22 protein-coding genes, 1 pseudogene and 1 riboswitch are annotated in these 22,544 nt (G+C 72.4%); of the genes and pseudogenes, 10 read left to right on the forward strand and 13 right to left on the reverse strand.

Annotated features, from left to right (window positions below):
* Positions 1–77 precede the first annotated feature (77 nt).
* Positions 78–190: riboswitch (TPP riboswitch) on the forward strand.
* The 6 genes and pseudogenes from thiO to AC3IYI_RS10525 form a co-directional block, all read left to right on the forward strand.
* Positions 188–1,387, forward strand: a complete 1,200-nt coding sequence (thiO, locus tag AC3IYI_RS10500; protein WP_489409922.1) for a glycine oxidase ThiO — start codon at positions 188–190, stop codon at positions 1,385–1,387. Its footprint overlaps the riboswitch before it by 3 nt.
* A complete protein-coding gene (thiS, locus tag AC3IYI_RS10505; RefSeq protein WP_243330100.1) occupies positions 1,384–1,584 on the forward strand; it encodes a sulfur carrier protein ThiS in 201 nt (66 codons plus the stop codon). Before thiO ends, thiS begins: the two co-directional genes overlap by 4 nt.
* Before the next feature lie 4 nt (positions 1,585–1,588).
* Positions 1,589–2,401 carry a thiazole synthase gene (locus AC3IYI_RS10510; protein ID WP_489409923.1) on the forward strand — a complete coding sequence of 271 codons (813 nt, stop codon included), beginning with the start codon at positions 1,589–1,591 and terminating at the stop codon, positions 2,399–2,401.
* A 113-nt stretch (positions 2,402–2,514) separates the two neighbouring features.
* The gene (gene pknB, locus AC3IYI_RS10515; protein ID WP_489409924.1) at positions 2,515–4,458 is read left to right on the forward strand and encodes a Stk1 family PASTA domain-containing Ser/Thr kinase; all 1,944 of its coding nucleotides are present in this window, start codon (positions 2,515–2,517) and stop codon (positions 4,456–4,458) included.
* A gap of 9 nt (positions 4,459–4,467) precedes the next feature.
* The gene (locus AC3IYI_RS10520) at positions 4,468–5,343 is read left to right on the forward strand and encodes a deoxyribonuclease IV (RefSeq protein ID WP_489409925.1); all 876 of its coding nucleotides are present in this window, start codon (positions 4,468–4,470) and stop codon (positions 5,341–5,343) included.
* Between the two features lie 17 nt (positions 5,344–5,360).
* A pseudogene (locus AC3IYI_RS10525) lies at positions 5,361–5,504 on the forward strand (DUF4396 domain-containing protein); the annotation flags it as partial.
* An 8-nt stretch (positions 5,505–5,512) separates the two neighbouring features.
* On the opposite strand, the gene AC3IYI_RS10530 reads toward AC3IYI_RS10525, so the two are convergent.
* Positions 5,513–6,145: a sulfite oxidase-like oxidoreductase gene (locus tag AC3IYI_RS10530; protein WP_243330094.1), complete on the reverse strand. Its 633-nt coding sequence runs from the start codon at positions 6,143–6,145 to the stop codon at positions 5,513–5,515.
* Positions 6,146–6,318: 173 nt separating this feature from the next.
* Here AC3IYI_RS10530 and bfr point away from each other — a divergent pair, with 173 nt between their 5' ends.
* Entirely contained in the window at positions 6,319–6,795 is a 477-nt protein-coding gene (gene bfr / locus AC3IYI_RS10535) for a bacterioferritin (protein WP_112446344.1), read from the forward strand.
* Between the two features lie 15 nt (positions 6,796–6,810).
* Here the strand turns inward: bfr and AC3IYI_RS10540 are convergent, their stop codons facing one another.
* Both AC3IYI_RS10540 and AC3IYI_RS10545 read right to left on the reverse strand, forming a co-directional pair.
* Entirely contained in the window at positions 6,811–7,077 is a 267-nt protein-coding gene (locus AC3IYI_RS10540) for a (2Fe-2S)-binding protein (protein ID WP_489409926.1), read from the reverse strand.
* Positions 7,078–7,239: 162 nt separating this feature from the next.
* Positions 7,240–8,604, reverse strand: coding sequence for a class II 3-deoxy-7-phosphoheptulonate synthase (locus AC3IYI_RS10545; protein WP_489409927.1), 1,365 nt, complete (start codon positions 8,602–8,604; stop codon positions 7,240–7,242).
* A gap of 300 nt (positions 8,605–8,904) precedes the next feature.
* Here AC3IYI_RS10545 and AC3IYI_RS10550 point away from each other — a divergent pair, with 300 nt between their 5' ends.
* Positions 8,905–10,824 (forward strand): anthranilate synthase family protein, encoded by a 1,920-nt coding sequence (locus tag AC3IYI_RS10550; RefSeq protein WP_489409928.1) that lies wholly within the window; start codon positions 8,905–8,907, stop codon positions 10,822–10,824.
* Here AC3IYI_RS10550 and AC3IYI_RS10555 read toward each other — a convergent pair.
* From AC3IYI_RS10555 to AC3IYI_RS10580, 6 genes are all read right to left on the reverse strand, one after another.
* Positions 10,821–11,105 carry a hypothetical protein gene (locus AC3IYI_RS10555; protein WP_489409929.1) on the reverse strand — a complete coding sequence of 95 codons (285 nt, stop codon included), beginning with the start codon at positions 11,103–11,105 and terminating at the stop codon, positions 10,821–10,823. The two genes, AC3IYI_RS10550 and AC3IYI_RS10555, sit on opposite strands and share 4 nt — an antisense overlap.
* A gap of 93 nt (positions 11,106–11,198) precedes the next feature.
* Positions 11,199–12,200: a 2-hydroxyacid dehydrogenase gene (locus AC3IYI_RS10560; RefSeq protein WP_489409930.1), complete on the reverse strand. Its 1,002-nt coding sequence runs from the start codon at positions 12,198–12,200 to the stop codon at positions 11,199–11,201.
* Positions 12,201–12,322: 122 nt separating this feature from the next.
* Positions 12,323–13,351 (reverse strand): 6-phosphofructokinase, encoded by a 1,029-nt coding sequence (locus AC3IYI_RS10565; RefSeq protein ID WP_489409931.1) that lies wholly within the window; start codon positions 13,349–13,351, stop codon positions 12,323–12,325.
* A gap of 172 nt (positions 13,352–13,523) precedes the next feature.
* Complete coding sequence (locus AC3IYI_RS10570; RefSeq protein WP_266913160.1) at positions 13,524–14,168, reverse strand: response regulator; 645 nt, start codon at positions 14,166–14,168, stop codon at positions 13,524–13,526.
* Between the two features lie 77 nt (positions 14,169–14,245).
* A complete protein-coding gene (gene macS, locus AC3IYI_RS10575) occupies positions 14,246–15,454 on the reverse strand; it encodes a MacS family sensor histidine kinase (RefSeq protein ID WP_489409932.1) in 1,209 nt (402 codons plus the stop codon).
* A 38-nt stretch (positions 15,455–15,492) separates the two neighbouring features.
* A complete protein-coding gene (locus tag AC3IYI_RS10580) occupies positions 15,493–16,257 on the reverse strand; it encodes a lysophospholipid acyltransferase family protein (RefSeq protein WP_489411497.1) in 765 nt (254 codons plus the stop codon).
* A gap of 163 nt (positions 16,258–16,420) precedes the next feature.
* Between AC3IYI_RS10580 and AC3IYI_RS10585 the strand changes: the two genes are divergently transcribed.
* Positions 16,421–17,200, forward strand: a complete 780-nt coding sequence (locus tag AC3IYI_RS10585) for an alpha/beta hydrolase (RefSeq protein WP_489409933.1) — start codon at positions 16,421–16,423, stop codon at positions 17,198–17,200.
* Complete coding sequence (locus tag AC3IYI_RS10590; RefSeq protein WP_489409934.1) at positions 17,193–17,807, forward strand: hypothetical protein; 615 nt, start codon at positions 17,193–17,195, stop codon at positions 17,805–17,807. The genes AC3IYI_RS10585 and AC3IYI_RS10590 overlap by 8 nt, the downstream gene beginning before the upstream one ends.
* 619 nt (positions 17,808–18,426) lie before the next feature.
* Here AC3IYI_RS10590 and AC3IYI_RS10595 read toward each other — a convergent pair.
* The 4 genes from AC3IYI_RS10595 to AC3IYI_RS10610 all read right to left on the reverse strand — a co-directional run bounded on the left by AC3IYI_RS10595 (position 18,427) and on the right by AC3IYI_RS10610 (position 22,069).
* Positions 18,427–19,191: an endonuclease/exonuclease/phosphatase family protein gene (locus AC3IYI_RS10595; RefSeq protein WP_489409935.1), complete on the reverse strand. Its 765-nt coding sequence runs from the start codon at positions 19,189–19,191 to the stop codon at positions 18,427–18,429.
* A gap of 79 nt (positions 19,192–19,270) precedes the next feature.
* Positions 19,271–20,212 (reverse strand): ROK family glucokinase, encoded by a 942-nt coding sequence (locus AC3IYI_RS10600; protein WP_489409936.1) that lies wholly within the window; start codon positions 20,210–20,212, stop codon positions 19,271–19,273.
* Positions 20,213–20,273: 61 nt separating this feature from the next.
* Positions 20,274–20,792: a DUF5304 domain-containing protein gene (locus AC3IYI_RS10605; RefSeq protein WP_489409937.1), complete on the reverse strand. Its 519-nt coding sequence runs from the start codon at positions 20,790–20,792 to the stop codon at positions 20,274–20,276.
* Between the two features lie 128 nt (positions 20,793–20,920).
* Positions 20,921–22,069, reverse strand: coding sequence for an ArsA family ATPase (locus tag AC3IYI_RS10610; protein WP_489409938.1), 1,149 nt, complete (start codon positions 22,067–22,069; stop codon positions 20,921–20,923).
* Positions 22,070–22,544: the final 475 nt, after the last annotated feature.

A 22,544-nucleotide genomic window follows, 5' to 3' on the forward strand; every position in this document is an offset into this window, starting at 1 on the left:
ACGTCTCGAGGGCCGTGCGAGGACCGGCACCGGGGAGGCAGCCTTACCGGCCGTCGGCCTCGGCGTTACTCTGGCACCGAACCTATCGCGGGAGTCCGGGCGCACCGGGCTGAGAGGGAGGCTGGCCGGCCTCCGACCGTACGAACCTGATCCGGGTCATGCCGGCGAAGGGAGGGGCTGGACGCCCATGCATTCATCCAGGAACGGCCGGAGTCCCGGCTACGACGTCCTCGTCATCGGGGGCGGCATCATCGGCCTGGTCACCGCCTGGCGGGCGGCCCGGCGCGGGCTGCGCACCGCGCTGGCCGATCCGGCCCCCGGCGGTGGCGCCGCCCAGGTCGCGGCCGGCATGCTGGCCGCCGTCACCGAGCTGCACTACGGCGAGGAGACCCTGCTCGGGCTCAACCTCGCCTCCGCCGCCCGCTACCCCGAATTCGCCGCCGAGCTCGCCGAAGCCAGCGGCGGCATGGACATCGGCTACCGCGCCTGCGGCACCCTCGCCGTCGCCCTCGACGCCGACGACCGGCTGCACCTGCGCGAACTGCACGCCCTCCAGCGCCGCTGCGGCCTGGAGTCCGAGTGGCTGACCGGCCGCGAGTGCCGCCGCCTGGAACCGATGCTGGCTCCGGGCGTACGCGGCGGCCTGCGCGTGGACGGCGACCACCAGGTCGATCCCCGCCGCCTCGCGGCCGCCCTGCTGGCCGCCTGCGAACGGGCCGGGGTCGCCCTGCACCGCGCCGGGGCGGCGCGGCTGCTGACCACCGCCGACCGGGCTGGCGGCGCGGTCCTCGACGACGCGGACGGTACGGAGCTGCGCGCCGACCAGGTGGTGCTGGCGGCGGGCTCGCTCAGCGGCCGGCTGGACGGCGTACCGCCCGAGGCCGTGGCCCCCGTACGGCCGGTCAAGGGCCAGGTGCTACGCCTCGCGGTGCCACAGTCCTACGCGCCGTTCCTGTCGCGGACCGTACGGGCCGTGGTGCGCGGCAGCCACGTCTACCTGGTGCCGCGCGAGAACGGCGAACTCGTCCTCGGCGCCACCAGCGAGGAACTCGGCTGGGACACCACCGTCACCGCGGGCGGGGTCTACGAACTCCTGCGCGACGCCCACGAACTGGTGCCCGGGATCACCGAACTCCCCCTGGTGGAGACCCGGGCCGGGCTGCGGCCCGGATCGCCGGACAACGCCCCCCTCCTCGGCCCGACCGAACTCCCCGGCCTGCACCTGGCCACCGGGCACTACCGCAACGGGGTCCTGCTGACCCCGCTGACCGGGGACGTGATGGCGGACCTGCTGACCACCGGCGAACTGCCGGAGATCGCCCGCCCCTTCACCCCGCGCCGTTTCGCCCTCACGCCCACCCTCACGCGACAGGAGTCGTTCGCATGACCATTTCCGTCAACGGCGAGCCGCGCGAGATCGCGGACGGGACCATGCTCGCCACGGTGGTCGCCACCCTCACCGAGGCCACCAAGGGGGTCGCGGCCGCCCTCAACGAGACCGTGGTGCCGCGCGGCCAGTGGCCCTACACCTCCGTGACCGACGGCGACCGCGTCGAGGTCCTCACCGCGGTCCAGGGAGGCTGAGCACATGGCGGACACGCCCGACATCTCCGACGACGCCTTCACCCTCGCCGGCCGGACCTTCTCCTCCCGCCTGATCATGGGCACCGGCGGGGCGCCGAGCCTGGACATCCTGGAACGGGCGCTGGTCGCGTCCGGCACGGAACTCACCACGGTCGCGATGCGGCGCCTCGACCCGACGGTCCAGGGCTCGGTCCTGTCCGTCCTGAACCGCCTCGGCATCGCGGTCCTCCCCAACACCGCGGGCTGCTTCACGGCGGGCGAGGCCGTACTGACCGCCCGGCTGGCCCGCGAGGCCCTCGGCACGGACTGGATCAAGCTGGAAGTCGTCGCGGACGAACGCACCCTCCTCCCGGACGGGGTCGAACTGCTCGACGCGGCGGAGATCCTGGTCGACGAGGGCTTCACGGTCCTCCCCTACACGAACGACGACCCGGTCCTCGCGCGCAAACTGGAGGACGTGGGCTGTGCGGCGATCATGCCGCTCGGCTCCCCCATCGGCTCCGGCATGGGCATCCGCAACCCGCACAACTTCGAGCTGATCACCGAGCGGGCCGGGGTCCCGGTCATCCTGGACGCGGGGGCCGGAACGGCCTCGGACGTGGCCCTGGCCATGGAACTGGGCTGCGCGGCGGTCATGCTCGCCTCGGCGGTGACCCGGGCGCAGCTCCCCGTCCTGATGGCAGCGGCCATGCGGGACGCGGTATCGGCGGGCCGCCTGGCCCACCGCGCGGGCCGCATCCCCCAACGCCGCTTCGCGGAAGCCTCCTCCCCGGTGGAGGGCCGCGCGACCCTCGACCCGGAACGCCCGGCGTTCTGAGGGGTCGGCTGTACGGGGCCCTGCGCGCGCGGGGCCCCCGCCCACGTCACAGCTGGGCTGCAACCACCGGGCACCCGGGACCGCGCCCCGCCCGGCCCTCGTAGAATCGCCGGGTGGACACGACCCTGGATGACCCCCTCGTCGGGCAGACGCTCGACGGCCGCTACCGCGTGGACGCCCGTATCGCGGCCGGCGGCATGGCCACGGTCTACCGGGCCGTCGACACCCGGCTGGACCGGGTCCTCGCGCTGAAGGTGATGCACCCGGCCCTCGCCGCCGACCCCGGCTTCGTCGACCGGTTCATCCGTGAGGCGAAGTCCGTGGCCCGCCTGGCCCATCCCAACGTCGTGGCCGTCTTCGACCAGGGCACGCACGGCCCGTACACGTACCTCGCCATGGAGTACGTCTCCGGCTGCACCCTGCGCGACGTGCTCCGCGAGCGCGGCGCCCTCCAGCCCCGCGCGGCCCTCGACATCCTCGAACCGGTGCTCGCCGCCCTCGGCGCCGCGCACCGGGCCGGCTTCGTGCACCGGGACATGAAGCCCGAGAACGTGCTGATCGGCGACGACGGCCGGGTCAAGGTGGCCGACTTCGGGCTGGTCCGGTCCGTGGACTCCGTGACCAACACCACCGGGTCCGTCCTCGGCACCGTCTCCTACCTCGCCCCCGAGCAGATCGAGAACGGCGTCACCGACACCCGCGTGGACGTCTACGCCTGCGGCGTCGTCTTCTACGAGATGCTCACCGGCTCCAAGCCGCACACCGGCGCCAACCCCGCCCAGGTGCTCTACCAGCACCTCAACGAGGACGTCCCGCCCCCTTCGGCCGCCGTCCCCGGGCTGCCCGCCGCGCTGGACGAGCTCGTCGCCCAGGCCACCGCGCGCAACCCCGATCTGCGCCCCTACGACGCTGCCGCCCTCCTCGGGCTGGCCATGGACGCCCGCGCGCAGCTCGGCGACTCCGAGCTGGATGCCGTACCGCCGCAGGCCCGGGCCGCGGAGCGGACCGCCGCCGAGGACCGCACCAGCGTGATCCCCCGCCCGGTGACCACGCACGGCACGCACGGCACGCACGCCGTGCACGCCTCGCACGCCGAGCCCGTGTCCCACACCTCCCGGCTCGCGGCTCCTCCCCTCCCCCCGGCGCCGGCGCCGGCCGCCGCCCGGATCCGCCGTCCCGGCGTGCTGCTGACCGTGCTCGGCGTCCTGCTCTTCCTCGGCCTCGGTACGGGGGTCTGGTACATCAGCTCCGGCCAGTTCACCAAGGTCCCGAACCTGCTCGGCAAGACCGAGGCGGAGGCCAAGTCCCAGCTGTCGGCGGCCGGGCTCGGGGTGAAGCGGATCGACCGGAAGTTCAGCGCGGCCTTCGACAAGGGGACCGTGATGAACACGGACCCCTCCGGCGGCAAGCGCATCCGCGGCAACGGCGCGGTGACGCTCACCATCTCGCGCGGCCCCGAGGTCGTCTTGGTTCCCGACCTCAAGGGCAAGCCCCTGGAGGCCGCGAAGGCCGAGCTGACCTCGGCCGGCCTGACGCCGGGCGCCGTCACGCAGGCCTTCAGCCAGGACGTCGCGCAGGGTTCGGTGATCAGCACGGACCCGACGGGCGGCCAGAAGCGGGCCCTGGACACCCTGGTCGCGATGGTGGTCAGCAAGGGCCGCCCGGTGCCGGTCCCCCGCGTCACGGGCACCTCCCTCGACCAGGCCCGCTCCACCCTGGAGGGCCTCGGCCTGAAGGTGGAGACGGCCCCCGAGGAGGTCAACTCCCCCTCCCCCGCCGGTACGGTCGCCAACCAGTCGATCGGCGCGGGCACCCAGGCCGCCACGGGCGACACGGTCACCCTCACCGTGTCCAAGGGCCCACGCCAGATCCCGGTCCCGGACGTCACCGGCCATGAGGCCGACGCGGCCCGCGCGACCCTGGAGGGCCTGGGCTTCAAGGTGAAGGTCGACAAGCCCTTCCTCTCCTTCAGCAACACCGTCGACTCCCAGTCGGTCCCCGCGGGCCAGAACGCCGCCGAGGGCAGCACGATCACCATCAGGACCAAGGGGCTGTAACAGCACGTCATGAACACCAATTCAATGAGCCGCAATCCAGTGGGCGGGCACGTGCCCGTCGCGGGCGGGCTCGCCTCGGTCGGGCTGGCGTACGCCCGCGAGATGGGTGCCGAGGCCGTCCAGGTCTTCGTCGCCAATCCCCGCGGCTGGGCCACCCCCCTCGGCAATCCGGTGCAGGACGAGCTGTTCCGCGAGGCCTGTGCGGCCGGCGGGATCCCGGCCTACGTCCACGCGCCGTACCTGATCAACTTCGGCTCACACACCGAGGCGACCGTCGAGAAATCCGTGGAATCGCTGCGCCACTCACTGCGCCGGGCCCGTGCGATCGGCGCGCTCGGGGTGGTCGTGCACACCGGTTCGGCGACCGGCGGGCGGCCGCGCGAGGCGGCGTACGCGCAGGTCAGGGAGCACATGCTGCCCCTGCTGGACGAACTCACGCATGACGACGACCCCTTCCTGCTGCTGGAGTCCACGGCCGGGCAGGGTTCCTCGCTGTGCTCGACCGCCGAGGAGTTCGGCCCGTACTTCGACGCCCTCGACCGCCATCCGATGCTCGGGATCTGCCTCGACACGTGCCACATCTTCGCGGCCGGGCACGATCTGGCGGAGCCGGGCGGGACGAAGCAGACGCTGGACCTGCTGGTGGACACGGTGGGCGAGGGCCGGCTGAAGCTGGTGCACGCCAACGACTCCAAGGAGGGCGTGGGCGCCCACAAGGACCGGCACGAGAACATCGGGCGGGGCCACATCGGCCGGGACGCCTTCGCGGAACTGTTCATGCATCCGGCGATGGAGGGCGTGCCCCTGATCACCGAGACGCCCGGCGGCAAGGAAGGGCACGCGGCGGACGTGGCGCTGCTGAAGGAGCTGCGCGAGCTCGGCTGATCTGCTGAGGAATACCCCTGGGGATCACCCTCGCGTTCTTCTTCGGCTACGCGCTCACCCTGCGCGGGATCCGCTCCGCCGGCCTGGACTTCCGTACGGCCATCCGGGTGGCGTTGGCGGCGGACACCCTTTCGATCGCCGTCGGGGAAGTGATCGACAACCTGCGGGACTACAGCTCGGGGCCGTCCCCCGGCTCCTCCTGGTACGAGTAGCGCTGCTCGCGCCAGGGGTCGCCGATGTTGTGGTAGCCGCGCTCCTCCCAGAAGCCGCGGCGGTCGGCGGTCATGTACTCGATGCCGCGGACCCACTTGGGGCCCTTCCACGCGTAGAGGTGCGGCACGACCAGCCGGAGCGGGAACCCGTGCTCGGCGGTGAGCAGTTCACCGCCCTGATGGGTGGCGAAGACGGCCCGCTCGGAGGCGAAGTCCGCGAGGCGCATGTTGGAGCTGAAGCCGTACTCGGCCCACACCATCACGTGCGTGACCTGCGGGGACGGCGGAGCGAGGGCGAGGATCGTGCGGGTGAGCACGCCGCCCCATTCGGCGCCGGTCATGCTGAACTTCGTCACGCAGTGCAGGTCCGCCTCGACGGAGTCGAACGGCAGGGCCGCGAACTCCTCGTGGTTCCAGCAGTGCTTCTCACCGTCGGCCGTCGCGCCGAAGACGCGGAACTCCCAGCGCTCGGGCTTGAACTTGGGTACCGGTCCGTAGTGGGTGACCGGCCAGCCTCGCTGCAACCGCTGCCCCGGGGGAAGCTCCAGTTGCTCTGATCCCGGAGATTCCCGGCTTTCCGGCTGACCCATGTCTCCATGGTGACAGACTTGGCGGGGTGGTCATGACCAGCTTCGCCCGGATTCGGGCAAGTCACGGTAACTCCCACTAAGGAGGCACTTACTGGACGGCCTCCTGTGGCGGTGCAAGGATGCGCGCACCTGCCCCGTCACATTGCTGACATTGCTTGGAAGGAGCCTCTGCGATGCAGGGCGACCCCGAGGTCCTCGAGTTTCTCAACGAGCAGCTGACCGGCGAACTTACGGCCATCAACCAGTACTGGCTCCACTACCGGATCCAGGACAACAAGGGCTGGACGAAGCTCGCCAAGTACACGCGCGAAGAGTCCATCGATGAGATGAAGCACGCGGACAAGATCACCGAGCGCATCCTGATGCTCGACGGTCTGCCGAACTACCAGCGCCTCTTCCACGTCCGCGTGGGCCAGACGCTGACGGAGATGTTCCAGGCCGACCGGCAGGTCGAGGTCGAGGCGATCGACCGCCTCAAGCGCGGCATCGAGGTCATGCGCGGCAAGGGTGACGTCACCTCGGCGCGGCTCTTCGAGGAGATCCTGGAGGACGAGGAGCACCACATCGACTACCTCGACACCCAGCTGGAGCTCATCGAGTCCATCGGCGAGGCGCTCTACATCGCGCAGCTCATCGAGCAGCCGAGCTAGTCGGTACGGGGGGTCCTACGCGGCTTCGGCGAGCTCCGCGCCCGCGGGCACGAGCGGATCGGCCGCGAGCACGGCGGCGGCGGCGCCCTTCTCCAGCAGCTCACGGCGCGGGCAGGCCCCGCGGCCGAGGAGGCCCTGGATGGTCCGCACGCAGGACCCGCAGTCGGTGCCGGCCTTCGTGGCCGAAGCGATCTGGCGGGGGGTGCAGGCCCCGGCGGCCGCGTGGTCCTTGACCTGCTTGTCGGTGATCCCGAAACAAGAGCAGACGTACACGCGGTTCACCTCCCTGGCAGGAATGGTTCGGCGAGCCATCCCCTATTCGGTGAGGCTTACCTAACGATACCCAAACTTAGGGTTCCCTAAAAGAGCCGGGAACGACGATGGGGCGCGGATCACATTCGATCCGCGCCCCATCGTCATGAGGTGCTCACACTGCGCTGGCGCCTACTGGTCGCGGTACATCTCGGCGACGAGGAAGGCCAGGTCCAGGGACTGGCTGCGGTTGAGGCGCGGGTCGCAGGCCGTCTCGTAGCGCTGGTGCAGGTCGTCGACGAAGATCTCGTCGCCGCCGCCCACGCACTCGGTGACATCGTCACCGGTGAGCTCGACGTGGATGCCGCCCGGGTGGGTGCCGAGGCCCTTGTGGACCTCGAAGAAGCCCTTGACCTCGTCGAGCACGTCGTCGAAACGGCGCGTCTTGTGGCCGGAGGCCGCCTCGAAGGTGTTTCCGTGCATCGGGTCGGTGACCCAGGCGACGGTCGCACCGGAAGCGGTGACCTTCTCGACGAGCTCGGGGAGCTTGTCGCGGACCTTGTCGGCGCCCATGCGGACGACGAAGGTCAGCCGGCCCGGCTCGCGGTCGGGGTCGAGGCGGTCGATGTAGGTGAGCGCCTCGTCCACCGTGGTGGTGGGGCCGAGCTTGATGCCGATCGGGTTGGCGATCTGCGAGCAGAACTCGATGTGCGCGTGGTCGAGCTGGCGGGTGCGCTCACCGATCCAGACCATGTGGCCCGAGGTGTCGTACAGCCGCCCCGTGCGGGAGTCCGTACGGGTGAGGGCGCCCTCGTAGTCGAGGAGCAGCGCCTCGTGGGAGGCGTAGAACTCGACGGCCTTGAACTCCGCCGGGTCGGTGCCACAGGCCTTCATGAAGTTCAGCGCGTTGTCGATCTCCCGCGCGAGCTGCTCGTAGCGCTGCCCGGACGGGGAGTTCTTCACGAAGTCCTGGTTCCAGGCGTGCACCTGGCGCAGGTCGGCGTAGCCGCCGGTGGTGAAGGCGCGCACCAGGTTCAGCGTGGAGGCCGACGCGTGGTACATGCGCTTCAGGCGCTCGGGGTCCGGGACGCGGGACCCCTCGGTGAAGGCGAAGCCGTTCACGGAGTCGCCGCGGTAGGTCGGCAGGGTGATGCCGTCGCGGGTCTCGGTGTCCTTGGAGCGCGGCTTGGAGTACTGGCCCGCGATGCGGCCGACCTTGACCACCGGCACGGAGGCCGCGTACGTCAGGACGGCACTCATCTGGAGCAGCGTCTTCAGCTTGGCGCGGATGTGGTCGGCGGAGACGGCATCGAAGGCCTCGGCGCAGTCGCCACCCTGCAGCAGGAACGCCTCGCCCTTGGCGACGGCTCCCAGACGGGCGCGCAGCTGGTCGCATTCGCCCGCGAAAACGAGGGGAGGATACGACTCGAGGTCCGCGACAACAGCGCGCAGGGCCTCGGCATCGGGGTACGAAGGCTGCTGCGCCGCGGGAAGGTCTCGCCAGGTCGCCTTGGAGGCGGGGGCTTGGGTTTCTGCGTTCACGGTCACCCCATACACATTACGGCGTCACACCGCGCGTCCCGGTCGCTGACCACTACGTGAGACGGATGTCTCTCACTGTGTTACTGACCCGTTTACCTGCCCTGACCGGACCGGTGGGCTAGGGTTCAGGGCATGTACGCGCACTCGAACCAGAACTGGTGGCCCGCTCCCGGCGGCCCACTTCTCGCGCGTACCTGAAGACACGAGCGAAACGAAGGCCGCCCCGAGGGGCGGCCTTTCGCATTCTGTGAGTCAACACAGTCGCTGGAACACCGGGCCGTCCCACCCTCCGAAACCGGATAGGACGCCCACTCCATGCATGCGCACTCGCACCCGCAATCGCACCCGCACCTGAGCCGCCTGCTCGACGACAGCTGCCCGCCCTTCGCGCTGCTGCGCCGCCGCACGCCCGGCCGCGACCACGACACCGTCGAGGTGCTGATCGGCCCGGTCCACGAGGCCCGGCACCTGGCCGACCTGCCCGTCGGCGAGCGGCCCGCCCTGGCGCTCGTCCCCTTCCGGCAGATGCGGGAGCGCGGGTTCGACGTGCGCGACGACGGCACGCCGCTGAGCGTGCTGGTCGCCGACGAGGCGTACGAGATCCCGCTCGCCGAGGCGCTGGCCGCGCTGCCCGCCCACGAGGTACGGGTCGACGACGGCGGCTTCGACGTCCCCGACGAGGAGTACGCGGACACCGTCCGGCGGGTCATCGAGGACGAGATCGGCCGGGGCGAGGGCGCGAACTTCGTCATCCGGCGCACCTACCAGGGCCGGATCGAGGGCTTCGGCCGCGCCGACGCGCTGGCGTTGTTCCGGCGGCTGCTGGAGGGCGAGCGGGGCGCGTACTGGACGTACGTGGTCCACACCGGGGACCGCACCCTCGTCGGGGCCAGCCCCGAGGTGCACGTGCGGATGTCCGGGGGCACGGTCGTGATGAACCCGATCAGCGGCACGTACCGCTATCCGGCCGGGGGGCCCACGGCCGACTCCCTCCTCACCTTCCTCGGGGACCGCAAGGAGACCGAGGAGCTGTCCATGGTGGTGGACGAGGAGCTCAAGATGATGTGCACGGTCGGGGACATGGGCGGGGTGGTCGTCGGTCCCCGGCTCAAGGAGATGGCACACCTCGCGCACACCGAGTACGAGCTGCGCGGCCGCTCCTCGCTGGACGTCCGCGAGGTCCTGAAGGAGACGATGTTCGCGGCGACGGTGACCGGATCGCCGGTGCAGAACGCCTGCCGGGTCATCGAGCGGTACGAGACGGGCGGCCGCGGCTACTACGCGGGCGCGCTGGCCCTGCTGGGCCTCGACGCCTCGGGCGCCCAGACCCTCGACTCCCCCATCCTCATCCGCACGGCGGACATCGCCCCGGACGGCGCGCTGCGGGTGCCCGTCGGGGCCACCCTCGTACGCCACTCCGACCCGGCGGGCGAGGTGGCGGAGACGCACGCGAAGGCGGCGGGGGTGCTGGCGGCGCTGGGCGTGCGCCCGGCGGCGGTACGGCGCTCGGCGACCGGGGCGGCCGGGCCGCGGCTGGCCGACGACCCCCGGGTGCAGGCGGCCCTGGCCGCGCGGCGCGAGGACCTGGCGCCGTTCTGGCTGCGGATGCAGGAGCGGCCGGCGGAGGTGACGGGCCACGCGCTGGTGGTGGACGGGGAGGACACCTTCACCTCGATGCTGGGCCACGTGCTGCGGGTGGCCGGGCTGGAGGTGACCGTACGCCGCTACGACGACCCGGGGCTGCGGGCGGCCGCCCTGGCCTGGGACGGGCCGGTCGTGCTCGGCCCCGGCCCGGGCGACCCGGCCGACTTCGGCGATCCGAAGATCCGGACGATGCGCGAGCTGACGGCCGAGCTCCTGACCTCGCACCGGGGCGGGCTGCTCGGGGTCTGCCTCAGCCACCAGCTGATGGCGGCCGAGCTGGGGCTCCCGCTGGTCCGCAAGGCGGAGCCGGCGCAGGGGGCGCAGACGCGGATCCCGCTGTTCGGGGCCGAGGAGGTCGTCGGCTTCTACAACACGTACGCGGCGCACTGCTCCGCGGAGCGGGAGCGGTCCCTGGCCCTGCGGGGCATCGAGGTCTCCCGGGACCCCGCCACCGGTGAGGTCCACGCGCTGCGGTCCGCCTCCGGCGGCTTCGCGGGGGTCCAGTTCCACCCGGAGTCGGTCCTGACCCTGCGCGGCGCGGAACTGGTCCGCGAGCTGGTCGCCGGGCTCCGGGCCCCGGCCGAGGCCTAGCCCGCCGCCTTCGACGCGACGGCCGAGCGGAAGGAACGGACCAGGCTCCAGGTGAGGACGGGGCCCAGCAGGAGCGTCGCGTAGAACGCCGCCTCCATCTCGCCCAGCGCGAGGGCGACGGTGAGCGGGATCGACAGCACGTGGTCGGTGAAGGCCAGCCACGGGTCGGTCCGGGCGCCGGGTCCGGCCCGGAGCGCGCGCGGCAGCGCCCGGGCGGCGTAGACGAGCTGTACGGCCGCGAGGGCCAGCAGGATCCAGAAGACGACGGCAGGTATGGTCACGCGGCCGAATCTAGGCCCTGCCCGCGCCCCTCCGCGCAGGGCCCCCCGACCCGGGGCGCTGCGCGGAGGGCCGAAGCCACGGCTCGGGGCGCGTCAGGAAAGAACGGCGGGGCTGAGGGTGTTCTCCGAGTGGCGGCCCGCCAGGTAGTCCGCGACGTTGGCGACCGTGGTGTCGATGATCTGGCCCACCGCGTCGTGGGTGTAGTACGCCTGGTGGGAGGTGACGACCACGTTCGGGAAGGTGATCAGCCGGGCCAGGGTGTCGTCCTCGACCGCCTCCAGGGACTTGTCCAGGAAGAAGAGCCCGGCCTCCGCCTCGTACACGTCGAGGCCCACCCCCGCGAAGCGACCGGACCGCAGCTCCGTGACCAGCGCGTCCGTGTCCACGAGCCCGCCGCGGCTGGAATTCACCAGGATCGCGTCGTCCTTCATCGCCTTCAGCGCGTCGGCGCCGATGATGTGGTGCGTGGACTCCAGCAGCGGAACGTGCAGGCTGATCAGGTCCGAGGACGCGAACAGCGTGTCCTTGTCCACGTACTTCATGCCCAGCTCCACGCACGCCGGGTTCTGCGCCACGTCCCAGCCCAGCAGGTTCATGCCGAACCCGTGCGCGATCCGGGTGAACGCCTCGCCGATCTTGCCGGTGCCGAGCACGCCCACCGTGCGGCCGCGCATGTCGCGGCCCATCAGGCCGTTCAGCCGGAAGTCGAAGTCCCGCGTCCGGTTCGAGGCGCGGACGATCCGCCGGTTCACCGCCATGGCCAGGGTCCACGCGAACTCGGCCACCGAGTACGGGGAGTAGTACGAGACCCGGCTGACCGTCAGGCCGAGCTGCCGCGCGACCTCCAGGTCGATGTTGTTGAAGCCGGTGGAGCGCTGGGCGATCATCTTCGTCCCGCCCGCCGCCAGGGTCCGCAGCACCCGGCCGTTCAGGTCCGCGTTGACGCTCGACGACACGATCTCGTACCCGGCCGCGATGGGGGCGGTGTCCTCGCTGAGGAAGACGTCCAGGCAGCGCACCTCGTGCTGTCCCGCGAAGGCCTTCTCGATGAGCGGCTTCTCGTCCCCCTGCACCCCGAATGCCAGGATTTCCACGTTCGCTCCCGTACTGCGCCAAAGAATCGGACCATGGGTCGTTTGTCACCTTACGACCCATGGTCCGCACCCGCGCTCCCGGCCCAGCCGAAGCACCCGGCCGAGGAACCCAGCCAAGGAACTCAGCCGAAGAACACTCCGGCCTCCTCGTACAGCGCCGGGTCCACCGTCTTCAGCTTCGCCGTCGCCTCGGCGATCGGCACCCGCACGATGTCCGTCCCCTTCAGCGCGACCATCTTCCCGAAGTCCCCGTCGCGCACCGCGTCGATCGCGTGCAGCCCGAAGCGGGTGGCCAGCCACCGGTCGAACGCGCTCGGGGTGCCGCCCCGCTGGACGTGTCCGAGTACGGTCGTACGGGCCTCCTTGCCGGTCCGCGCCTCGATCTCCTTGGCCAGCCACTCGCCCACGCCCGACAGCCGGACGTGCCCGAAGGAGTCCTTCGTCCCGTCCTTCAGCACCATGTCGCCGTCCTTGGGCATCGCACCCTCGGCGACGCACACGATCGGCGCGTAGCTCGCCTTGAACCGCGAGCTCACCCAGTCGCAGACCTGGTCCACGTCGAAGCGCTGTTCCGGGATGAGGATGACGTTGGCGCCGCCCGCGAGCCCCGAGTGCAGGGCGATCCAGCCGGCGTGCCGGCCCATCACCTCGACGACCAGCACCCGCATGTGCGATTCGGCGGTGGTGTGCAGCCGGTCGATGGCCTCGGTGGCGATGCCGACGGCGGTGTCGAAGCCGAAGGTGTAGTCGGTGGCCGACAGGTCGTTGTCGATGGTCTTCGGGACCCCGACACAGGGGATGCCGTACTCCTCGTAGAGCTTCGCGGCCACGCCCAGGGTGTCCTCGCCGCCGATCGCGACGAGGGCGTCGACCTCGCACTTGGCGAGGTTCTCCTTGATCTGGCGGACGCCGTCGTCCAGCTTGAACGGGTTGGTGCGCGAGGAGCCGAGGATGGTCCCGCCGCGCGGCAGGATCCCGCGGACGGCGGGGATGTCGAGGGGGACGGTGCGGCCTTCGACCGCGCCGCGCCAGCCGTCCCGGAAACCGACGAAATCGTAGGCGTACTCCTGCACGCCCTTGCGCACGACGCTGCGGATCACCGCGTTGAGCCCGGGGCAGTCGCCGCCGCCCGTCAGCACTCCGACCTTCATGGAATTTCCCTTCGCCACAGGGCCCGCTGAGGCCGCGGGGCCCGCATGACCATCACGCTAGTGGTGACTCAGGTCACAGCAAGATGCCGGGAAGGGTCAATTCCGGGGGATTCGCGGGGCGTTGCGTACGCCCGTTCACTCGTACGAGCGGCTGCCCCGCCCCGTGCCCGCCTTACGCGTCGTCGAGGCCCCGCTCTATCGCGTACCGGACGAGCTCCACCCGGTTGTGCAGTTGGAGCTTGCCCAGGGTGTTCTGCACGTGGTTCTGCACCGTGCGGTGGGAGATGACCAGCCGCTCCGCGATCTGCTTGTACGAGAGCCCCTTGGCCACCAGCCGCAGCACCTCGGTCTCCCGGTCGGTGAGCTGCGGGGCCTTCGGCTCGTCGGAGGCGGCCGGCGCCGGGTCGGTGGCCAGGCGCCGGTACTCGCCGAGGACCAGGCCGGCCAGGCCCGGGGTGAAGACGGGGTCGCCGGCCGCCGTGCGGCGCACGGCGTCGATGAGCTCCTGGGCGCCCGCGGACTTCAGCAGGTAGCCGGTCGCGCCGGACTTCACCGCTTCCAGCACGTCGGCGTGCTCGCCGCTCGCGGAGAGCACGAGGACCCGCAGCGCCGGGTTGGCGCCGACCAGCTCCTTGCAGACCTGGACCCCGGGCATGCCGGGCAGGTTGAGGTCGAGGACCAGGACGTGCGGGGCCGCCGCGCGGGCCCTGCGTACGGCCTCGGGTCCGTCGCCCGCGGTGGCCACCAGGTCGAAGCCGGCGGCGGACAGGTCGCGGGCCACCGCGTCCCGCCACATCGGATGGTCGTCCACGACCATGACCTTGATCCCGGCCAGGTCGCTCTGCCCGCCCGGCCCGTTCTGCCCGCTCGGCCGGTTCTGCCCGCTCGACTCGTTCACTGGGTGCTCCCCCTCGGTACTTTCAGTTCCACTTCGGTGCCCTGCCCCGGGACGGACACCAGCTCGGCGCTGCCGCCGAGGTCGCGGAGCCGGCCCCGGATGGACAGGGCCACTCCCATCCGGCCCTCGCCCTCGGCCTGGTCGAGCCGGCCGGCCGGGATGCCCGGGCCGTCGTCGCGGACGGTCACGATCACCTCGTCGCCCCAGTCCTCGACCAGGATCCAGGCGCTGGCCCCCTCGCCCGCGTGCTTGCGCACGTTGTCGAGGGCGGCCCCGACCGCGGCGGCCAGCTCCCGCGCCGCGGGCACCGGCAACGGCACCGGGGTGCCCGGTTCGGCGAAGCTCACCCGCGAGCCGGCGTGCGGGGCGAGGAGGGTCCGCAGATCGAGCTCGCCCTCCTCCTCGCCGGGTTCGTCCACCTCGAAGGCGGCCACGATCGCACCGAGCGCCTCGTCGCGGGAGATCCGGGAGGGGCGCGCCAGTCCGCTGGAGACCAGGGTGCGCAGCGCGACCTCCTGTTCGCCCGCCATCCGGCCCAGCTCGGCGGCCTCCCCGCCCAGTTCGGTGCCGCGCCGCTGGACCATCGCGAGGACCTGGAGGACCCCGTCGTGGATGTCGCGGGCGAGGCGTTCGCGCTCGCGGGTGGCGGCCTCGATCTCCAGGGCGCGGGCGAGGGTCGCCTCACTGGCCCGGGCCACCTCGACGACGTAGCCGATGGCGATGGAAGCCACCCAGACCAGCAGCACGTTGTGCAGGGTGTCCCGGGTGGGCTCGCCGCGCTGCACGAGGTTGGCCGCGGCGACGAAGCTGGAGGCGAAACAGGCCCAGCGCCAGCCGCCCTTGATGGCGAAGGCCAGGACGGAGCCCGCGGTCCATATGGAGGGGAGCGTGGGGGCGCCGTCCACGATCCGCGCGTGGGTGTCCGCGAGCGGGGTGAGCAGGATCCCGACGCAGGCGACGGTGAGGTCGGCGCCCAGGAACCGCTTGGTGCAGCTGGCGGCGTTGGCCACCTTCGGGAGGGTGACCAGGGTCCAGCCCGCCAGGAAGGCGAGGTAGGAGGCCGCGATCCAGGGGCGGTCGAACTGCTTGTAGGCGGAGGCGAACAGCAGCGCCGCGTAGATCATGGTGAGCAGCCGATAGGCCGTCAGGGCACGCCACAGCGGCTGCTCGACCGACATGCGTACGACGCGCTCGCGCTTCGCCATCTCCCCCACCCCGTACGGGCGGTCCCGCCCGTGTGCTGCTACTTGTCGCTGTCCGCGGCGGCCGGGTCGGCCTTCGCGGTGCTTTCGGCGCTGTCCGCCTTCTCGTCCTTCTCGCTCCGGGCGGCGGCCTTCTCCGCGTCGGCGATCTGGCGCTTGGCGGCCGTCGCGTAGATGTCGACGTACTCCTGGCCGGAGAGCTTCATGATCTCGTACATGACCTCGTCGGTCACCGAGCGGAGGATGAAGCGGTCCCCGTCCATGCCGTGGTAGCGGCTGAAGTCCAGCGGCTTGCCGATCCGGATGCCCGGGCGCATCAGCTTGGGCACCACCTTGCCGGGCGGCTGGATCTTCTCCGTGTCGATCATCGCGACGGGGATCACGGGCGCTCCGGTGGCCAGCGCCACCCGGGCCAGACCGCCGGGCTTGCCTCGGTACAGCCGGCCGTCGGGTGAACGCGTCCCCTCGGGGTAAATACCGAACAGCTCTCCGCGCTCGATGACGTCGATGCCGCTCTTGATGGCGGCCTCGCCGGCCCCGCGCGCACCCGAACGGTCCACCGGGAGCTGGCCGACGCCCTTGAAGAAGGCGGCCGTCAGCCTGCCCTTGACGCCCGGGGAGGTGAAGTACTCCGCCTTCGCGATGAAGGTCACCTTCCGGTCCAGCACGGCCGGGAGGAAGAAGGAGTCGGAGAAGGACAGGTGGTTGCTCGCGAGGATCGCCGGCCCCTCTGCGGGAATGTTCTCGAGGCCCTCCACCCACGGCCTGAAGGCGAGCTTCAGAGAACCGCCGATCGAGAACTTCATTGCGCCGTAGATCAACTCGAAAGCCTTCCTGTGTCTGTCGAACAGACCTTATCCCCTGGTCGTCCCCCGAGCCGTCCGACGACCCTGGTCGGTGCCACCCCCGTCGCGTACGGTGAAGTCACACAGCGCTACGCACCCCACGCCCCCCTCGAAGGAGACCCTGGTGCCCGTCCTCCCTGGAGCCGAGCCGTTCCGCCACGAGGGCGGAAAGGTCGGCGTCCTCCTCTGCCACGGCTTCACCGGTTCCCCCCAGTCGATGCGGCCCTGGGCCGACCATCTGGCCGCGCAGGGACTGACGGTGTCGCTGCCCCTGCTCCCCGGGCACGGGACGCGCTGGCAGGACATGCAGCTCACCGGCTGGCAGGACTGGTACGCCGAGGTGGACCGCGCGCTGCGTGAGCTGCTCGACAGCTGCGATCAGGTGTTCGTCTTCGGGCTGTCGATGGGCGGCGCGCTGACGCTGCGACTGGCGGCGAAGCACGGGGACAGCATCAGCGGGATCGTCCTCGTCAACCCGGTCAACAAGATCCACGACCCGCTGGCCGTGGCCCTGCCGGTGGTCAAGCACTTCATCCGGTCGACGCCGGGCATCGCGAGCGACATCGCGAAGGCCGGTGCGGACGAGGTCGGCTACGACCGGGTCCCGACCCGGGCCGCGCACTCGCTGCGGAAGTTCCTGCAGATGCTGGACACCGAACTGCCGCAGGTGACACAGCCGCTGCTGCTGCTGCACAGCCCGCAGGACCACGTGGTGCGGCCGACGGACTCGACGCGGATCCTGGCGCGGGTGTCCTCCACGGACGTCACCGAGACGCTGCTGGAACAGAGTTACCACGTCGCGACGTTGGACCATGACGCGGAGCGGATCTTCGCGGACAGCTACGCGTTCGTCGGACGGCTGTCGGAGAGCTTGGGCAGGGAGGGGGCGGCCAGCGGTGGCTGAGCACGAGGAGTCCTCCGGGGGTGTTCCCCCGCTGGACGAGGAAGCGGCGTGGGCGGCGATCGTGGCCGGCTACGGCCAGGAGCCGGCGGATCCGCCGGGCGCGAGACCGTTCCGGCCGATCGAGAACCTCCTCCTGCCGGAGGAGGACGTGAAACCGGCCGCCGCGGCGCCCCCAGCCGACCCGGCCGACCCGGCGGCTCCGGCCGGTCCGGCCGGCCCGCCCAACCCGGCCTCCCCGGAACCGCCGTCGGCGGCTCTGGGCAGCTCGGTGGTGTTCGCCCCGGGCGTGGGCGGCGCGGGGGCCGGGCCGCGGGACCACTCGCTGGCCGACCCCGACGACTCCCCCGAGACGGCGAAGGACGAGGGGCACTTCGTGCCCCCGGAGCCGGAGCTGCCGGAGGCGGACACGACGTCGAAGTTCGCCTGGCTGGCGGTGGTGGGCGGACCGGTCCTGCTGCTCCTGGCGGTGCTGCTCCAGTGGGAGATGACCTGGTGGCTGACGACGCTGGGCGTCGGCGGCTTCCTGGGCGGCTTCGCCACGCTGGTCGCGCGGATGTCCACGGGCGATGACGAGGACGACGACCCCGGTCGGGGCGCGGTGGTCTGACCTTCTCGACGCGCCGCTCGCGCGGTGCGGCCCCTTGGGGGCCTTACCGGCTTCGCGCCGCTGCGCCGGACTCCGTCCGGCGGTGGCCGGGCGGGGCTGCCACCACTGCCGTCCCGGCGCGGGCCCGGTGGGCGGGTGCGGGTGGACTGCCCTGCGGGGCGAAGTCCCCTACCCGCCCTTCCACCGTTCCCAGGGCTCTGCCCTGACCCGGTCCTCAAACGCCAGACGGGCTGGAGGGGTACCGGGCTGCGCCCGGACCCCCTGGGGCTCCGCCCCAGACCCCGCGCCTCAAACGCCGGCGAGGCTGAAATGGCGCTCCGCGCCATCCAACCCGCACCGGCCACATCCAGCCCCTCCGGCGTTTGAGGAGCGGGGGTCCGGGGGCCGGCCCCCGGCCACGGCGCCGCACGCGGCAACGGGTCCGGGCTAAGCCCGGGGAACGGGCGAAGGGCGGGTAGGGGAGCTTGCCCCGCAGGGCCGACCCAGCCGCACCCGCCCACCGGACCCCAAGCCGGGCCGGCAGTGGTGGCAGCCCCGACCGGCCCCCGTCGGACGGAGTCCGGCGCAGCGCGGCGAAGCCGGTAAGGCCCCCAAGGGGCCGCACCGCGCGAGCCGCGCGTTAAGAAGGTGCCAGCCGGAGGGCGGCCAGGACCGGGAGGTGGTCCGTCGCGCGGGCGAGGTCCGCGGAGGTGACTCCGGGCAGCCCCGAAGGGACACCGCAGGCGAGGACCTCCACCCCCGCACTGGCGAAGACGGCGTCGATCCGCCGCGGCGGCGACGACCGCACCCACGTGTGCTCCCCACCCCACGGCGCCACCACCCGGCAGTCCTGCAGGGCCCCCGCCAGCCGGCGGAAGGCCGCCCCCGACGGCCCCTCGTTGATGTCCCCCGCCGCGATCGCGTACGGCACGTCCATCCCGGCCAGCCGCTCCAGGAGCAGCTCTGACTGGGCCAGCCGTTCGGGCCCGTCCAGGGACAGGTGCGCGCTCAGCACCCCGACCCGGACCCCGCCCAGGCGTACGACCGCCGTGGCGAAGCCGCGCCGGTGGCGGCCCGGCGTCAACGGCAGCAGGATGTCCTCGGTCCGCTCCACGAAGGCCCGTAGGGAACACAGGAGGAGCGGTCCCGCCGCCGTCGCGCCGCCCGACAGGACGACCAGGTCGCACTTCGCGGCCAGCCGCGCCGCGTGCTTGCGCCACCGGAAGAACCTCGGTGCTTCCTGGATGCACACCAGGTCCGGCGCGCAGGCGCGGATCACCCGCGCCAGCGCGTCCTCGTCGTCGCGCAGCGAGCGGACGTTGTAGGAGAGCACCCGGATCACGGCGGAACCATCGGCTTCGGTACGGGAGTTCGGCAGCTCGGCGCGTTCCAGTTCCAGTTCCATACCCGGCAACATAACGAGACTGCCCGCCGCACCCCAGGGGGCGCGGCGGGCAGTCCGTCGATACGGGTTGCCGCGGGGCTCAGCCCTGGCGCGCCAGGTCCGCCGCGCCGACCAGGCCGGCCTTGCTGCCCAGCTGTGCCGCGAGCACCTGCGCGTGCGGGCGCCACGCGCCGCCGATCAGCCAGCGCTTGAAGGACTTGCGGATCGGGTCGAGGACCAGGTCGCCCTCGTCCGAGACGCCGCCGCCGACGATGAAGGCCGACGGGTCGAAGAGCGAGGCCAGGTCCGCGAGGCCGGCGCCCGCCCAGCGGGCCAGCTCGCGGAAGGAGTCGATGGCCACCAGGTCGCCGGCCCGGGCCGCCTCGCTGATGTGCTTGCCCTCGATGCCGTCGGGGGTGCCGTCGCCGAGTGCGAGCAGCGCCTTCGCGTTCTCGGGGGTGGCGTTGGCGCGCTGCTTGGCGTACCGGACGAGGGCGCGCCCGGAGGCGTACTGCTCCCAGCACCCCTGGCTGCCACAGCCGCACAGCAGGCCGTCCGGGACGACCCGGATGTGGCCGAACTCGGCGGCCACGCCGAAGCGTCCGCGCCGGAGCTTGTTGCCGATGATGATGCCGCCGCCCAGGCCCGTGCCGAGCGTGATGCAGATGACGTCCTCGTGGCCCTGGCCGGCGCCGAAGCGGTACTCGCCCCAGGCGGCGCAGTTCGCGTCGTTCTCGACGACCACGGGCAGGCCGATGCGCTGCTCGACCTTGTCCTTCAGCGGCTCGTGCCGCCAGTTGATGTTCGGCGCGAAGAGTACGGTCGCGCGCTTGTCGTCGACGTATCCGGCGGCGCCGATGCCGACCGCGTCGATGGTGTGGCTGGCGCTGACCTCGGAAACGGCGGCGCAGATCGCGTCCGTCACTCCGTCCGGGGTCGGCGGGGTGGGCACCTTGTACGTCTCAAGGATGGTGCCGTCTTCGTCGACCACGCCGGCCGCGATCTTCGTGCCGCCGATATCGACGCCGATGGTGAGTCCCATTAGTCCCTCGGTTTCCGGTCAAACCCCGCCGCTGTCAACCGTACCCGAGGGAGGGCGGGGTTCAGTCGAGATCGATCCGCTCGGCCGGGCCGCCGTCTCCCTCGTCACGGGGGTCCTTGGTGTTCCCGGCGGCCTTCCCGGTGGTCCCGCTCCCCCGCCCGGGGGCCGGCTCGTCGCGCGTCCAGCGGCGCTCGTGGCCCTCGACCGCGGAGCGGTAGGCGGCGAGCAGCTCCGAGCCGGCCGCCGCGAGGTGGTCGAAGACTTCGGGGTTGCGCTCGACGACGGGTTTGGCGGCGGTCTTCGCCTGGTTGACGAACTGCCGTACGGCGCCCTGCGCTGCGGCGCCGAACAGCGGGTTGTTCAGCGCGGAGACCTTGTCGGACACCTTGTCCGCGACGGCCTCGAAGAGCTTGAACAGCTCCTCGGCGGCGGTCCCGGTGCCGGCGCCCGCGGAGGCGCCCTGTTCGGACCTGCGGCGCTCCCGCTCGGCGGCGAGGTCCTCGGCGCATGCCTCGGCCCAGGCGTCGTCCCCGGCGGGATCGGCGGAGGCATCGGTGGGGCGGTCGGTGGCCTCGCTCATGGCGGACTCTCCTGCGGCGGCGGCTGGGCGTGCGGTACGGACTCCTGCACGGTGCGGACTCCTACTACCTCCGACGTTACCCGAACGGTGGTACGCCCCCCAGGGCCCGGAGCCCTCCGGGCCGCCGGCTACGCCTTCTCGCCGCTCCGGGGCCACAGGTCCGGGTCCGGGGTGAACCGGATGCGGAGCTCGCCGTCGGCGAGGGCGGCCCCGGAGACCGTGCAGCGGCGCAGCGCGGCGGGCAGGGGAACGATCCTGCGGTACGGGCCCACCGTGAGCAGCAGCTCGTCACCGCGCCGGACCAGGCCGAGCTCGCGCTTCTCGGCGCCGGGCAGCGGGACCCGCCAGAGCAGCACCCCGTCCTCGGCGAGCCGGTCCTCGACGGCCCAGGCGGGGCGGGGCGCGATCGCCGGGGCGGGGGCCGGGGCGAGCTCCGCGAGGTCCTCGGGGCCGTGCGGGTCCCGGCCCAGGTGGGGTACGGGGAGCACCGGACGGCTCTCGTCCCCGGCCCACTGGGCGGCGTACTTCTCCTGCTGGGCGGCGAGTCCCGCCAGCCACGGGTCGGTGGATCCGGCGGGCAGCATCCGGTTGGCGACGAGCGCCGAGACGGGCAGCCGGTACAGGGCGAGCCCGAGCCTGCCCAGGCGCAGCGCGGCGTCGGCGGCGGGTCCCGGCTCGGCGACGAGCCGTACGGAGGTGGTGGGGGCCTCCAGGACGTCCTGGACGGCCGCGAGGTGCTCGTCCCAGCGGGCGGCGGCCTCGTACAGCCACTGCGCGGGCATGGGGACACCGGCGAGCTGGGCGAGTACGGGGCGCAGGGCGCGGGCCGCCTGGCGTTCCGCGGGAAGCAGCCGGGCGAGGTACCGGCGGAGCTGGGCGGGGAGGGCGAGGGTGGTGATCGCCTGGTGCAGCGGGGGCAGGTCGACCACCACGAGGTCGGTGCCGGGCTCGTCCGCGGCCCGCCGCAGGGCGCGGAGCAGGGCGAACTGCTCGGCGCCGGGCAGCTCGGTGATCTCGTCGGCGTGCAGGGGGCGGGCGCCGAGCATCCCGAGCACCGCGGAGCCGCGCTCCTGGAGCGAGACGAGCTCCTGGCGGAACTCCTCGCCGGAGTCGACGCGGGCCACCCTCAGCGTGCCTTCCGGGGCGACGGGCGGGTCGCCGGGGCCGGCGCAGAGCAGGAGCACCCGGTGGCCCTGCCGTGCGGCGGCGAGTGCGGTGGCCGCGGCGACGGTGCTCCGCCCGGCGCCGCCGGGGCCGGTGACGAGAAGGGTGTGCATGCTGCTGCTCCTAGCTCCGCGTGTGCGTGGCCCCTGATCCCCGGCGGGGCTGAGGATGCTGGCCGCGGCCAGCCTGCCACGCCCCTGGAGCCCCCCCCCCCGGACCCCGGGCCCCCGTGCCGGCGCCGGCCCGGTACGCGCAACCCTGGCTGCGGTGTGCCGCTGCGCGGGGCGAAGTCCCCGCAGCAACCCTCGCCGCTGCGCGGGGCGAAGTCCCCGCAGCGACCCTCGCCGCTGCGCGGGGCGAAGTCCCCGCAGCGACCCTCGCCCGTTCCCCGGGCTCCGCCCGGACCCCGGTCCTCAAACGCCGGACGGGCTGGGAGGGGGTACCGGGCTGCGCCCGGACCCCCGCGCCTCAAACGCCGGCGAGGCTGGATTTGGCCGGCGTCAGCCTGAACGTGAACGCCCGCGGGCTGGAAACTTCAGCCTCGCCGGCGCTTGAGGCGCAGGGGTCCGGGGACTGGTCCCCGGCAAC

This window comes from Streptomyces sp. GL_148 (genome assembly GCF_057834205.1).

Coding starts and splice junctions, on each gene's coding strand:
- AC3IYI_RS10510 (WP_489409923.1), top strand. CDS start 1,589: ATGGCGGACACGCCCGACATCTCCGACGACGCCTTCACCCTCGCCGGC.
- AC3IYI_RS10595 (WP_489409935.1), bottom strand. CDS start 19,191: ATGGAACTGGAACTGGAACGCGCCGAGCTGCCGAACTCCCGTACCGAA.
- AC3IYI_RS10605 (WP_489409937.1), bottom strand. CDS start 20,792: ATGAGCGAGGCCACCGACCGCCCCACCGATGCCTCCGCCGATCCCGCC.
- AC3IYI_RS10580 (WP_489411497.1), bottom strand. CDS start 16,257: ATGAAGTTCTCGATCGGCGGTTCTCTGAAGCTCGCCTTCAGGCCGTGG.
- AC3IYI_RS10530 (WP_243330094.1), bottom strand. CDS start 6,145: ATGGGTCAGCCGGAAAGCCGGGAATCTCCGGGATCAGAGCAACTGGAG.
- macS (WP_489409932.1), bottom strand. CDS start 15,454: ATGGCGAAGCGCGAGCGCGTCGTACGCATGTCGGTCGAGCAGCCGCTG.
- bfr (WP_112446344.1), top strand. CDS start 6,319: ATGCAGGGCGACCCCGAGGTCCTCGAGTTTCTCAACGAGCAGCTGACC.
- AC3IYI_RS10610 (WP_489409938.1), bottom strand. CDS start 22,069: ATGCACACCCTTCTCGTCACCGGCCCCGGCGGCGCCGGGCGGAGCACC.
- AC3IYI_RS10570 (WP_266913160.1), bottom strand. CDS start 14,168: ATGGTCGTGGACGACCATCCGATGTGGCGGGACGCGGTGGCCCGCGAC.
- AC3IYI_RS10550 (WP_489409928.1), top strand. CDS start 8,905: ATGCATGCGCACTCGCACCCGCAATCGCACCCGCACCTGAGCCGCCTG.
- thiO (WP_489409922.1), top strand. CDS start 188: ATGCATTCATCCAGGAACGGCCGGAGTCCCGGCTACGACGTCCTCGTC.
- AC3IYI_RS10600 (WP_489409936.1), bottom strand. CDS start 20,212: ATGGGACTCACCATCGGCGTCGATATCGGCGGCACGAAGATCGCGGCC.
- thiS (WP_243330100.1), top strand. CDS start 1,384: ATGACCATTTCCGTCAACGGCGAGCCGCGCGAGATCGCGGACGGGACC.
- AC3IYI_RS10520 (WP_489409925.1), top strand. CDS start 4,468: ATGAACACCAATTCAATGAGCCGCAATCCAGTGGGCGGGCACGTGCCC.
- AC3IYI_RS10565 (WP_489409931.1), bottom strand. CDS start 13,351: ATGAAGGTCGGAGTGCTGACGGGCGGCGGCGACTGCCCCGGGCTCAAC.